General features: G+C 59.4%; 13 protein-coding genes and 3 tRNA genes. 9 read left to right on the top strand and 7 right to left on the bottom strand.

Features of this window, described 5'->3' with window-relative positions; genetic code table 11:
* Positions 1-42 precede the first annotated feature (42 nt).
* Together ACWKWE_RS05020 and ACWKWE_RS05015 are read right to left on the bottom strand one after the other, a co-directional pair.
* Entirely contained in the window at positions 43-324 is a 282-nt protein-coding gene (locus ACWKWE_RS05020) for a peptidylprolyl isomerase (protein WP_166594734.1), read from the bottom strand.
* 105 nt (positions 325-429) lie between these two features.
* Entirely contained in the window at positions 430-1314 is an 885-nt protein-coding gene (locus ACWKWE_RS05015; protein WP_166594733.1) for a triacylglycerol lipase, read from the bottom strand.
* Between the two features lie 143 nt (positions 1315-1457).
* Between ACWKWE_RS05015 and ACWKWE_RS05010 the strand changes: the two genes are divergently transcribed.
* Entirely contained in the window at positions 1458-1625 is a 168-nt protein-coding gene (locus ACWKWE_RS05010) for a hypothetical protein (protein WP_483849854.1), read from the top strand.
* Here the strand turns inward: ACWKWE_RS05010 and ACWKWE_RS05005 are convergent.
* Complete coding sequence (locus ACWKWE_RS05005) at positions 1616-2701, bottom strand: 3-deoxy-7-phosphoheptulonate synthase (protein WP_483849853.1); 1086 nt, start codon at positions 2699-2701, stop codon at positions 1616-1618. The genes ACWKWE_RS05010 and ACWKWE_RS05005 overlap by 10 nt on opposite strands.
* A 342-nt stretch (positions 2702-3043) precedes the next feature.
* The gene (locus ACWKWE_RS05000) at positions 3044-3187 is read right to left on the bottom strand and encodes a hypothetical protein (RefSeq protein ID WP_166594730.1); all 144 of its coding nucleotides are present in this window, start codon (positions 3185-3187) and stop codon (positions 3044-3046) included.
* Between the two features lie 183 nt (positions 3188-3370).
* On the opposite strand from ACWKWE_RS05000, the gene ACWKWE_RS04995 reads away from it, so the two are divergent.
* Entirely contained in the window at positions 3371-3847 is a 477-nt protein-coding gene (locus ACWKWE_RS04995; protein ID WP_483849852.1) for a GNAT family N-acetyltransferase, read from the top strand.
* A gap of 18 nt (positions 3848-3865) precedes the next feature.
* Here the strand turns inward: ACWKWE_RS04995 and ACWKWE_RS04990 are convergent, their stop codons facing one another.
* Positions 3866-4093: a DNA-binding protein gene (locus ACWKWE_RS04990; protein ID WP_166594728.1), complete on the bottom strand. Its 228-nt coding sequence runs from the start codon at positions 4091-4093 to the stop codon at positions 3866-3868.
* Between the two features lie 82 nt (positions 4094-4175).
* Here ACWKWE_RS04990 and ACWKWE_RS04985 point away from each other — a divergent pair, with 82 nt between their 5' ends.
* The 7 genes from ACWKWE_RS04985 (at position 4176) to ACWKWE_RS04955 (ending at position 8543) form a co-directional block, all read left to right on the top strand.
* On the top strand, positions 4176-4541 hold the full coding sequence (locus ACWKWE_RS04985) for a helix-turn-helix domain-containing protein (RefSeq protein WP_341958206.1): 366 nt from the start codon (positions 4176-4178) through the stop codon (positions 4539-4541).
* A 191-nt stretch (positions 4542-4732) separates the two neighbouring features.
* Entirely contained in the window at positions 4733-5377 is a 645-nt protein-coding gene (gene gacA / locus ACWKWE_RS04980; RefSeq protein ID WP_341958204.1) for a response regulator transcription factor GacA, read from the top strand.
* A 1-nt stretch (position 5378) separates the two neighbouring features.
* Complete coding sequence (gene uvrC / locus ACWKWE_RS04975; RefSeq protein WP_483849988.1) at positions 5379-7202, top strand: excinuclease ABC subunit UvrC; 1824 nt, start codon at positions 5379-5381, stop codon at positions 7200-7202.
* 32 nt (positions 7203-7234) lie between these two features.
* Positions 7235-7795: a CDP-diacylglycerol--glycerol-3-phosphate 3-phosphatidyltransferase gene (gene pgsA, locus ACWKWE_RS04970; protein ID WP_166594725.1), complete on the top strand. Its 561-nt coding sequence runs from the start codon at positions 7235-7237 to the stop codon at positions 7793-7795.
* Between the two features lie 61 nt (positions 7796-7856).
* Positions 7857-7932: transfer RNA gene (locus ACWKWE_RS04965), tRNA-Gly, on the top strand.
* Positions 7933-7977: 45 nt separating this feature from the next.
* Positions 7978-8051: transfer RNA gene (locus ACWKWE_RS04960), tRNA-Cys, on the top strand.
* A 405-nt stretch (positions 8052-8456) separates the two neighbouring features.
* A tRNA-Leu gene (locus ACWKWE_RS04955) sits at positions 8457-8543 on the top strand.
* A gap of 177 nt (positions 8544-8720) precedes the next feature.
* On the opposite strand, the gene ACWKWE_RS04950 is transcribed toward ACWKWE_RS04955, so the two are convergent.
* Both ACWKWE_RS04950 and ACWKWE_RS04945 read right to left on the bottom strand, forming a co-directional pair.
* Positions 8721-8954, bottom strand: coding sequence for a hypothetical protein (locus ACWKWE_RS04950; RefSeq protein ID WP_483849987.1), 234 nt, complete (start codon positions 8952-8954; stop codon positions 8721-8723).
* Between the two features lie 351 nt (positions 8955-9305).
* Positions 9306-11870: an excinuclease ABC subunit UvrA gene (locus tag ACWKWE_RS04945; RefSeq protein WP_483849851.1), complete on the bottom strand. Its 2565-nt coding sequence runs from the start codon at positions 11868-11870 to the stop codon at positions 9306-9308.
* Positions 11871-11881: the final 11 nt, after the last annotated feature.

The raw sequence follows: 11881 nt of genomic DNA, 5'->3' as shown, positions 1-11881 counted from the left end.
CCGCTTTAGAAGGCGAGCCGTTTGAAGAGACAACCTTCAGAATCAGTCCTGACGGCTGGTCACTTCCAGCAGGTGATAGCCAAACTGGGTTTTCACTGGACCCTGAACGACATTCACCGGCGCGCTGAAGACCACGGTGTCGAATTCCTTGACCATCTGGCCGGGACCGAACGAACCCAAGTCGCCGCCCTGACGGCTGGAAGGGCAGCTGGAATTGGCTTTTGCGACTTCGGCAAAGTCAGCGCCATTTTCGATTTCTGCCTTGAGTTCGTTGCATTTCGCTTCGCTGGAAACAAGGATGTGGCGGGCAGTGGCTTTAGCCATTTGAAAGTACTCCTGTCAAAAAAAGGAACGAGCCTACCGGATTAAGGGACGCTTTTCCCGAGAAAGTTCCGGCTCGCAGGCTGAGCGGGTGAGCCGTCACGGAAACTACAAGCCTTTGCGAAACAACAAGCCTGCATGATCGACGTAAAGCTGTACGGGGTCGATATCGCCGCGCACCCATCCCGCCGTCTGGTTGATGGCGTCCATATGATCGAGTGGGTAGTCGGAACGAATGACTTTACCCAAATGGGAACTGTAGCGACCGACGAGGCCGTCGTTGTATTCGGCTTCGCGCTCAAACAGCAGGGCATAGCTGCGCAGTGCCAAGTGTAGTGGGTCGAATGCGTTTTGCCCTTCGTCCAACAGCGTGCCTCGCAGGTATCCGCTCCAGGAGTAGTAGTGCACCCCGTCCACGCGTTCAGGCCCCTCGCCACCCCATTCATCTGGCAGGCCCTGAGGGTACCGGCGGTTAAATTGTTCGACCCCGTTGGTTGTCAATGCATCCAGTGCGCGGACCGGGTCTCGCGGCAAATCAGTGGTGCCGCCCAGCAACGAGAGAAAATAGCTAAACCCTCTTACCAGTCGCGCGGCCTGTTGTTCCGGCAATGCACCGGGTGTCAACGCCCGCCGGACCCAGTCCGCGACTTCGGAGCCATGGTTCGGGCCACAGACAGAAGTGACTGAGGCCACACGGTCCGGACGGACAGCGGCGGCGTAACGGGCCGTTAACGCGCCCTGGCTGTGGCCGATCAGATTGGCTTTCAAATAGCCGGTGCGGTTCATGAAACGGTCGATCTGTTCGAGAAGCTGTTCGCCCCGGGTTTCATTGTCGTGGGTGCCGGACAGCACCGGCACGTGAACACGGCAGCCAGCGTTCTCCAGTGCGGGAACGATCCCGTGAAACATGTCGAACGTGCCGATACGATCAAACCCGAACAGCCCGTGGATCAACAGGATCGGGTATTTGGTCGTGATAGGTGTGTCATTCATGACGGGCAGTCCCTTGCTGGTAGTGAGGCGAGCGAGGTTAGCGAGTCATATGACGCAGTGAGTGCCACCTTTTGCGGTCTTCACGACCGGCGTAGCGCTGGTGTGAGCGTGAGCGGGGCAACGGAAGTCTGGATTCAAAGGGCTTGCTGCTGGTAGCGGGTGATGGAGCGAAAGGGCTCACGGGCATCGCCTGCATTTCCTACGGCATCGCTCTGGAAATCGACAACGGCGTGCTGTCGATGATGACGCAGTCATGGGAAGCCAGCCGCGGAATGCGAGCCAGCTTTCCCACACGTCTTACTTATCTGTAACGGAGTTTGTTCACGGCGTCACGCAGCAGCCGTTCCGTGCCGTCCCAGCCCAGGCAGCCGTCGGTGACCGATACGCCGTAACGCATCGAATCACTCAGTGGCTGGCAACCCTCGAAAAGATGGCTCTCCAGCATCATGCCAATCAGCGTTTGGTCACCTGCCAGCCGCTGTTGCAGGACGTCGTTGAAGACGTGGGGCTGACGCAGCGGGTCTTTGCCACTGTTGGCGTGGCTGCAATCGACCATGATCCGGGCCGCCATGCGGTATTTGTCCAGACTGGCGTTAACCGAGGTCACGCTGGCTTGATCGTAATTGGGGCCGGCATGCCCGCCGCGCAGCACGATGTGGGTGTCCGGGTTGCCCTGGGTCTCGATGATCGCCGGATGACCGTGGCGGTCGATGCCAAAGTGACGATGGGCATGGGCCGCCGAACGAATCGCGTCACAGGCCACGGCGATGCCACCGTCGGTGCCATTCTTGAAGCCCACCGGCATGTGCAGGCCGCTGGCCATTTCCCGGTGGATCTGCGATTCGGTGGTGCGGGCGCCGATGGCGACCCAGCTCAGCAGGTCATCGGAGTAACCGGCGGCCATCGGTTGCAGCAGCTCGGTGGCAATCGGCAGACCCAGACTGATCATCTCGCGCATCAAATGACGGGACAGCGTCAGGCCCGCGACCATGTCGTCGCTGCCATCCAGATGCGGGTCGTAGGCGAGGCCTTTCCAGCCCACGGTGGTGCGGGGCTTTTCCACGTATGCACGCATCACCAACAGCATCTGGTCGCTGACCTCGGTGGCAAGATTGGCCAGGCGTTCAGCGTATTCCAGCGCGGATTTCGGGTCGTGAATGGAGCAGGGGCCGACGACCACCAGCAGGCGGGTGTCTTCGCCGTTGAGGATGGCGCGTACCGATTGGCGATGAGCAGCCACTTGGGCGGCGAGGGCCGAACTCAGCGGCAACTGGTTTTTCAATGCCAGGGTGCTGGGCAGCCGTTGTGGGGCAGGGTGGCTGTCGATCAGGGTCACAGGGCTGGACGGCAGGTCGGACAGGTGTGTTGCGGCGACGGACGAATTCATGGTTCGGGCTTCCTGGTCGGCGGGCATTTTCCCGCGCGGACCTACTGGGGTGTTCGACAAAGGGCCGTACTGGCCGTGAGTGTTGATGCGCCACCTGTCAGTGACCGATCGGAGGCGGCAGGCTGTCCCGAACGGAGGGTGGTAAATCGCCAGGCGAAGTCGATGTCGTTGCGGTAATAGGTGCTGTAGTTCATGTCGTGTTCCTCGATTCGAAGCGTTGGTCGGTTGTTCAAACGGGCTAAAACCAAAGGGGCTAAAAAACAAAACCCCCGGTCGGGAGGCCGACCGGGGGTAGAGTTATCTCTGGTTGGCGTCCCGTGATTCGTGGGCGCCGGTTGGGTATCAGGCGCGCCAGTGGCTAAACCAATACCCATAAAAATAAGAAGCCGGGGAGGCGATCGTCGTTGCATCCCACATCGCCATGCCCGCTACCTGACGCGAGACGTCGGCAGTGCGCAGAAGCGATGTATGAATGGATGGCAACATGATGTATCTCCGTGGAATGTCGCCGAGCTTACTTCAGGGTTGCGCGTCTATTCAATTGGAAATTTCAATCGTGTCGATTTCGGGCAGCCTTTGACGATTGGCGTATACGGGCGCGATGAACGCTTCACGTAGAATGCCCCGGCGAACCAATCATCGAAGAAACGGCGCTCAGGAGGAACAGCCATGCTTACCAATGAGGCGCCCGGTGCGGTAATGCAGGCAGCGAAACCGCGTCGGCTAGCACCCGCCACCGATGAGACGCTTGCCTTCGCACGAGAGCTGACGCGGGTCAACATGCGTGACTATTACAGCCACTACGGTCTGGTCTGGCAGCCCGAAGCCTTCGACACGGAATGGCCCAACCGAGAGAGTTATGTGGTGGAGCAGGCGGGCAAGGCGATCGGCTTTCTCAGTCTGACCCTGGAGAGTGATTACCTTTATATCCGCGACATTCAACTGATCGAGGTCTATCGCGGCGAAGGCGTGGGGGAATGGGTCATGGTGTGGGTGTTGCAACTGGCCAGGGCGCGGGGGTGTGCGAGGGTTCGGCTGAAAGTGTTCAAGAACAATCCGGCGTCGGGCCTGTACCTTCGCCTCGGTTATCGCCACGTGGGAGAGGAGCCTGCACTGTATTGGATGGAGTATGTGCTGGAGGCGTGAAGCCGGCCCCGGCGCACCTCATATCTTGGGTTCAGCGGACGAAGCCGAGTCCGGAATGACCCCGATTTTCATCCCCAACAGCACCGCTACCTTATGGGATTCTCCGCGTCGGCCTTTTTTCCGGCCAGAAAGAATCTGATAGGTCGTGGCGGCGTCCACACAATTTTCCCGGGCAAATTCTTGAACAGATTTGCCTTGCTCTTCGAGCCAGGCCTTGGCTTGTGCTGCGGTGCGTATTCCGGGCATAGTTCAAAACCGTTCAAGTCTGTACAAATTTATCTGGATTCTACCATTCGTAAGGATGGGGTCAACAAGGTTACGCATTCAAATGAGTGGAATAGGTGCCCGGCTTAGGGAAGAACGCGAGCGCTTGGGGCTGTCGCAACGAGCGTTCGGCGAAATTGGTGGTGTCGAACCCAATGCGCAAGGAAAGTACGAAAACGGTGACCGTACGCCGAAAGCCGATTACCTGGCGGCAGTGGCTGCCAAAGGTGTAGACGTGCTCTATGTGTTGACCGGTTCGCCCACCCCGGTGCCGATCGAAAACCTCAGTGAGGTTGAAGAGTGGGTGCTGGGCAGCTACAGAACACTGGTCAAGGAAGATCAGGATGCCATTCTCCGGTTGACGACTGCGTTGGCGGAATACAAGGCGACCTACGCCGTTGAAAAGAAATCCGCCCCGCAAGAAGACTGACCTTCCGTTGCACGTGTGAGCGTGCGCCTCAAGATTTTTTGCAAGTTTCCCGGCTGATGATGATAGCGTGTCGGTCTCGTTATCGATTCTCTGTCAGGGCCGTTCGAACGCTGCTTCGTCCTAGGTCATGCGCTTTCTTTTTGTTAAGGTGGCGGGCAATCGCCATAAATTGTTTTTTGTGAGGTGTCTGCTTGATTAGGGTGCTGGTTGTCGATGACCATGATCTGGTTCGGACAGGTATCACACGCATGCTTGCCGACATCGACGGTCTGCAGGTGGTCGGCCAGGCCGACTCCGGCGAAGAGTCTTTGAAGAAGGCGCGAGAGCTCAAGCCCGACGTCGTCCTCATGGACGTCAAGATGCCGGGTATCGGCGGCCTTGAGGCCACGCGCAAAATGCTGCGCAGTCACCCTGACATCAAGGTCGTGGCGGTCACTGTCTGTGAAGAAGATCCGTTTCCGACACGCCTGCTGCAAGCGGGCGCGGCGGGCTACATGACTAAAGGTGCAGGCCTGACTGAAATGGTTCAGGCCATTCGGCTGGTCTTCGCAGGGCAGCGCTACATCAGCCCGCAGATCGCCCAGCAACTGGCACTCAAATCGTTCCAGCCACAGACCAGCAATTCGCCGTTCGACCTGTTGTCCGAGCGCGAAATCCAGATTGCCCTGATGATCGTCGGTTGCCAGAAAGTGCAAACCATCTCGGACAAGCTGTGTCTGTCGCCGAAAACCGTCAACACCTACCGGTATCGCATTTTCGAGAAGCTTTCGATCGGCAGCGACGTCGAGCTGGCCTTGCTGGCCGTTCGTCACGGCATGGTCGATGCCAGCGCCTGAAATGACCCAACCGTTCGATCCCAGCGCGTTTCTTGCCACCTGCAGTGGCCGTCCCGGTGTCTATCGCATGTTCGATATCGACGGGCGGCTTCTTTATGTCGGCAAGGCCAAAAACCTGAAAAAACGCCTCGCCAGTTATTTCCGCAAGACCGGCCATGCGCCGAAGACCGGCGCACTCGTCGCGCGCATCGCGTCGGTCGAAACCACCATCACCGCCAACGAGACCGAGGCGCTGTTGCTGGAGCAGACGCTGATCAAGGAATCGCGGCCGCCCTACAATATTTTGCTGCGCGACGACAAATCCTACCCTTACGTGCACCTGTCAGACGGCGAGTTTCCACGTTTGAGCATCCATCGGGGGGCAAAAAAAGCCAAAGGCCGTTATTTCGGGCCTTACCCGAGTGCAGGGGCGATCCGTGAAAGCCTGAGCATTCTGCAAAAGACCTTTCACGTGCGTCAGTGCGAGGACAGCTTCTACAAGAACCGCACCCGTCCGTGCCTGCAATACCAGATCAAACGCTGCAAAGCGCCGTGCGTCAATTTCGTCGAACCTGAGGTGTATGCCGAGGACGTACGTCACTCGGTGATGTTTCTGGAAGGACGCAGCAATGCGTTGACCGATGAGTTGAACATGCTCATGGAAAAGGCGGCAATGGCGCTGAATTTCGAGCAGGCCGCCGAACTGCGGGATCAGATCGGCCTGCTGCGACGGGTTCAGGATCAGCAGAGCATGGAAGGCGGAAGTGGCGACGTCGACGTGGTCGCGGCTTTCGTCAACCCTGGCGGCGCCTGTGTTCATCTCATCAGCGTCCGTGCCGGTCGCGTGTTGGGCAGCAAGAATTTCTTTCCTCAGGTCGGGATCGAGGAGGAGGTCGGGGAGGTTATGTCCGCATTCCTGGCCCAGTATTTCCTTGGGGGCGGCGAACGCGAGTTGCCGAGCGAAGTGATCGTGAACGTGGTCAACGACGACTTCCCGGCGCTGATCGATGCCATCGATGCTTCTCGCGGCAAGGAAATCACCATCAGCCACCGGGTGCGCGGCACCCGGGCGCGTTGGCAGCAACTGGCCGTGACCAACGCTGAACAGGCATTGGCGGCGCGGTTGGCCAACCGTCAGCACGTCGCGGCGCGTTTCGAAGCGCTGGCCGAGGTGCTCAAGCTGGATGAACCACCGCAGCGGCTCGAATGCTACGACATCAGCCATTCCAGCGGTGAGGCGACGGTTGCGTCCTGTGTGGTGTTCGGCCCGGAAGGTCCGATCAAGTCCGATTACCGCCGTTACAACATTGAAGGCGTGACGGCTGGCGACGACTACGCCGCCATGCATCAGGCGCTGACCCGACGCTTCAGCAAAATCAACGACGGTGCCGGCAAACTCCCCGACATCCTGTTGGTGGACGGTGGTAAAGGCCAGTTGAACATGGCGCGTGATGTGCTCAATGAACTCGCCGTGCCGGACCTCATTTTGCTCGGCGTGGCAAAAGGAACGACCCGCAAGGCCGGTTTCGAAACCCTGTATTTAAACGACGCTGCTCATGAATTCACGCTGAAAGGCGATTCGCCTGCGCTGCACCTGATTCAACAGATCCGGGACGAAGCCCACCGCTTCGCCATCACTGGCCACCGCGCCCGGCGTGGCAAGACCCGCCGCACGTCCACCCTCGAAGGCGTGGCAGGCGTGGGCCCGACGCGACGTCGCGACTTGCTCAAGCACTTCGGTGGGTTGCAGGAATTGTCCCGCGCCAGCATCGAAGAAATCGCCAAGGCACCCGGAATCAGTAAAAAGCTCGCAGAGTCGATTTATGCCAGCCTGCACAGCGAGTAGAATGCCCGCTCACCTCGTAGCCAGTTGTGCCGATGAATATCCCTAATCTGATCACCGTATTACGTGTCCTGCTGATTCCGATCTTCATTCTGCTGTTTTATCTGCCTTATCACTGGAGCTATACCGCTGCCAGTTCGGTTTTCGCGTTGGCGGCCGCCACCGACTGGCTGGACGGCTACCTCGCCCGGCGCCTGGAGCAAAGCACGCCATTTGGCGCGTTTCTCGATCCTGTCGCGGACAAGTTGATGGTGGCCGTGGCGCTGGTGCTGCTGGTCCAGGCCCATGCCAATTTCTGGCTGACGCTGCCTGCCGCCGTGATCATCGGTCGCGAGATCGTGATTTCAGCGTTGCGTGAATGGATGGCCGAGTTGGGCGCCCGTGCTCAGGTCGCTGTGTCTAATCTGGGCAAGTGGAAAACTGCCGCGCAGATGCTGGCGTTGGTGATTCTCCTGGCCAATCCACCCGCTTTCACCTTCTGGGTCGTGTTGGGTTATGTGTTGCTGATGGTCGCGGCGGGGCTGACCCTATGGTCGATGGTGCAGTACCTCAGAGCGGCGTGGCCTCATCTGCGCACTACCACAGAGCAAAAATAAGTATTTTTAAATCAAGGGGTTGACGGGGTCATTTGAATCTATAGAATGGCGCCCACACCAAGCGGGAATAGCTCAGTTGGTAGAGCACGACCTTGCCAAGGTCGGGGTCGCGAGTTCGAGTCTCGTTTCCCGCTCCAGTTTGTACGCGTTCAGGGTCAGTTGTAGGGGCGCTGGACGTTTGGGGCCGAGTAGCAAAATGGTTATGCCGCGGATTGCAAATCCGCTTACGCCGGTTCGATTCCGACCTCGGCCTCCACATATAAAACCCGCAAGATCAACGTCTTGCGGGTTTTTTTGTGCGCAATGTTCAGTCAATGAGTTCCGCTTCAATTCAAATCACTCCCACTTGTCAGCTTTATCTGGTGAAGCTGACGATCTCGCCAATATGCTTAGCGGTGGGCAGCAAACGGAGCATCATCAGCGTTGCCACCGCAGCGACCCGTAAAGAGGGCGGTCGTATCGCCCTGATGTTCGCAATATCTGTGATGCGAATGTCGCAGGCCCATGATTTATCGAGATTTTTCACAGAGCCCACAGTTACATTTTTCACGCCTATTGCAACGCTTCGCGCTTGCTTCACAGGGTAGGGATGTATATATTCCCACCTCTTGTCGACCAGCCTGCTTCCAAAGCCTGCGGTCGGACTGAAAACTGCAACACCGCCCTGATGGTGAAATTGGTAGACACACCGGACTTAAAATCCGTCGTCCGAAAGGATGTGCCGGTTCGACTCCGGCTCGGGGCACCATCCAGATCAGGCGCTTACGGAATCTTCCGAAGCGCCTGAGTCATTTTAGCGCTCTGACAATCCCGCATTTTACGCACCTCACTCCTCAATGTGGTTTCGTGCTTTTGTGTCATCGGCCACGCGCTGTAGCGTCGCTTCGGCATCCATTTCAATACCGCGTAGCGGACACTGCGAAACCTACAGATTGGCCAGCCGTTCCTGCACCGCGTCGTCGAACATCATGTAGAGCGCCTCAATGTCCGCTGGGCGCAGTTTCTTCGTTTTCTCCAGCGCGAGAATGAACGCGATCTGCATTGCACCCTCGCGTTCGACCGATTCTTTCCCATCCGCCGCGTTAAGTGCGCGCACCAGGTCATCGATTTCCCCTTGCAGGGGTTTCGAGAGGCGCAGTGCAGCGATTCGTTCTTGCAGCATTCATTGATCCTTACTGAGTGGCGTCACCGCAACGTTGCGCTCGTGCCTGACTGTGTGTGGCATCGCCTTACTTCGCGCCAATTCCGAATTTGAACTTGTCCAGAAATCCCCATGACCAGGAGGGCGGTGGCGAATAGCAGCCAGGCTGATTCGGGGGTGAGGCGTCGCACCGGACGGTGTAGCCGTTTTTCCCGGTTTCCCTTCCACCTTCGCCGGTTCCCCGATCACTGTAGTTCGCACATCCTGCGATCAGGCCAGCCAGCAGTACTACGAGTCCTGTTTTCATGTATTGATCCTTATTTGAGCGGACGTAGTCTGCTTGCGGCCCGGTCTTGGAGCAAGGTGAAGTTAGAATCCGGTTAACACCTTCCTCAAAAACGGCGCGGTCCGGCTTGCCTTTGCTTTGGCGACTTTCTCCGGCGTACCGCTGGCCACGATTTTTCCGCCTCGATCACCTGCACCAGGCCCAATGTCGATGACCCAGTCGCTCTGGGCCACGACGCGCATTTCGTGTTCGACGACGATGACGGTGTGACCGTTGTCGACCAGAGCGTTCAGTTGAACGAGCAGGCGGTCGACGTCGCTGGGGTGCAGGCCGGTGGTGGGTTCGTCGAGGACGTAAAGGGTGGCGCCACGGGCGTTGCGTTGCAGTTCTGTGGCGAGTTTGATGCGTTGGGCCTCGCCGCCGGAGAGTTCGGTGGCGGGTTGGCCGAGGCGCAGGTAGCCAAGGCCGATGTCCCGCAACACGGTCAATGAGCGAAGGACGGTGGGTTGCTCGGCGAACACCTCAACGGCTTGATCGACGGTCAGTTGCAGCACCTCGGCGATGCTGAGGCCTTGCCATTTGACGGCCAGTGTTTGCGGGTTATAGCGGGCGCCGTGGCAGGTCGGGCAGGGCGCGTAGACGCTTGGCATGAACAGCAATTCGACGCTGACGAAGCCTTCGCCTTCGCACACATCGCAACGGCCTTTGGCGACGTTGAAAGAGAACTGTCCTGCATCGTAGCCGGCTGTTTTGGCGTCCTCGGTGGCGGCGAACTGTTTGCGCACGTTGTCGAACAGTCCCGTGTAGGTCGCGAGGTTCGAGCGCGGAGTGCGGCCGATGGGTTTCTGGTCCACTTGCACCAGGCGCTTGATCGTTTCCAGCCCGCTGGCGATGCGCCCGCCGGTGAATTGCGGGGCGTCGTCTTCGAGGCTCGGTTCGTCCTGATCGCTGGCGGCGGTGGGACGACCCAGATCGGCGCCCACCAGTTCCAGCAATGCCTGACTGACCAGGCTTGATTTACCAGAGCCGGAAATGCCGGTCACGGCCGTGAAGCACCCCAGCGGAAAATCCGCGTTCAGGTCGTCGAGGTTGTTGCGGGTGATGCCTTCGAGACGCAGCCAACTCGAGGGTGTGCGGCGGTCAGTGCGCAAGTCGCTGTGTTCGGCGAACAAGTGCAGGCGGGTGCGAGACGCCTCGATCTGCGCAAGCCCTTCGGGAGGACCACTGTAAAGCACGCGTCCGCCATGTTCGCCCGCCGCAGGACCGACGTCGATCAACCAGTCAGCGCGGCGCATGGTTTCCAGGTCGTGTTCGACCACGAACAGAGAGTTGCCCGACGCTTTGAGTTGCTGCAACGCGGCGAACAGGGCTTCACTGTCGGCGGGATGCAGGCCAGCGGACGGTTCGTCCAGCACGTAAATCACACCAAACAGTTGCGAACCGAGCTGCGTGGCGAGGCGCAGGCGTTGCAGCTCGCCGGACGACAGGGTCGGCGTGCTGCGTTCCAGTGCCAGATAACCGAGGCCGAGGTCGGTGAGGGTCGTTACGCGAGCCAACAGGTCTTGGGCGATGCGCTGGGCGGCAAGGCGTTTTTCGATGGACATATCGGCCTTGGTCGACCCATCCGCCACCGGCTTCAACACGTCGGCCAGGCGCAGGAGCGGCATTTGCGACAGCTCGCCGATGTCTAGACCGGCGAAGGTCACCGACAGGGCTTCACGTTTCAGGCGCTTGCCGTCGCAGAGCGGGCAGGGGCTGCCGCGCATGAACTGCGACACGCGTCTCTTCATCAGCGCGCTTTGGGAGTGGGTGAAGGTGTGCAGCACGTAGCGGCGGGCGCCGATGAACGTGCCCTGATAACTCGGTTCCAGCTTGCGTTTAAGGGCGACGCGGGTTTCTTCCGGGGTGAGCCCGGCGTACACCGGCGCGGTCGGCTGCTCTTCAGTGAACAGAATCCAATCCCGCTGTTTTTTCGGCAAGTCGCGCCAAGGGATGTCGACGTCATAGCCCAGGGTCACGAGGATGTCGCGCTGATTTTGCCCTTGCCACGCGAGCGGCCAAGAGGCGACGGCGCGCTGGCGAATGGTCAGCGAGTCGTCCGGAACCATCAGCGCTTCCGACACTTCATACACGCGGCCCAAACCATGGCATTCGGGGCAGGCGCCTTGGGGCAGATTGGGCGAGAAGTCCTCGGCGTACAGCATGGGCTGGCCGTCCGGGTAGTGGCCGGCCCGCGAGTACAGCATGCGAATCAGGCTCGACAAAGTAGTAACGCTGCCCACCGACGAGCGTGTGCTGGGCGTGCCCCGCTGCTGTTGCAGGGCGACGGCGGGCGGCAGGCCCTCGATGGAATCGACGTTGGGTACGCCCACCTGGTCGATCAGGCGGCGAGCATAGGGCGCCACCGATTCGAAATACCGGCGCTGGGCTTCCGCGTAGAGCGTCGAGAATGCCAAGGAGGATTTGCCCGAACCCGACACCCCCGTGAACACCACCAAGGCATCCCTCGGGATGTCCACATCGACGTCCTTGAGGTTGTGTTCGCGCGCGCCGCGCACCCTGACAAAGCCGGGTTGATCCGGCGCGACTTTGAAAGAAACAGGGGGGCGGGTGTCGGCGTCGTGCGGAGGGTGTGGCGCTGTGGTCATGGGCGGGCCTT

It is taken from the genome of Pseudomonas salicis, assembly GCF_057128705.1.
This window is presented reverse-complemented; position numbering and strand designations above follow the sequence as displayed.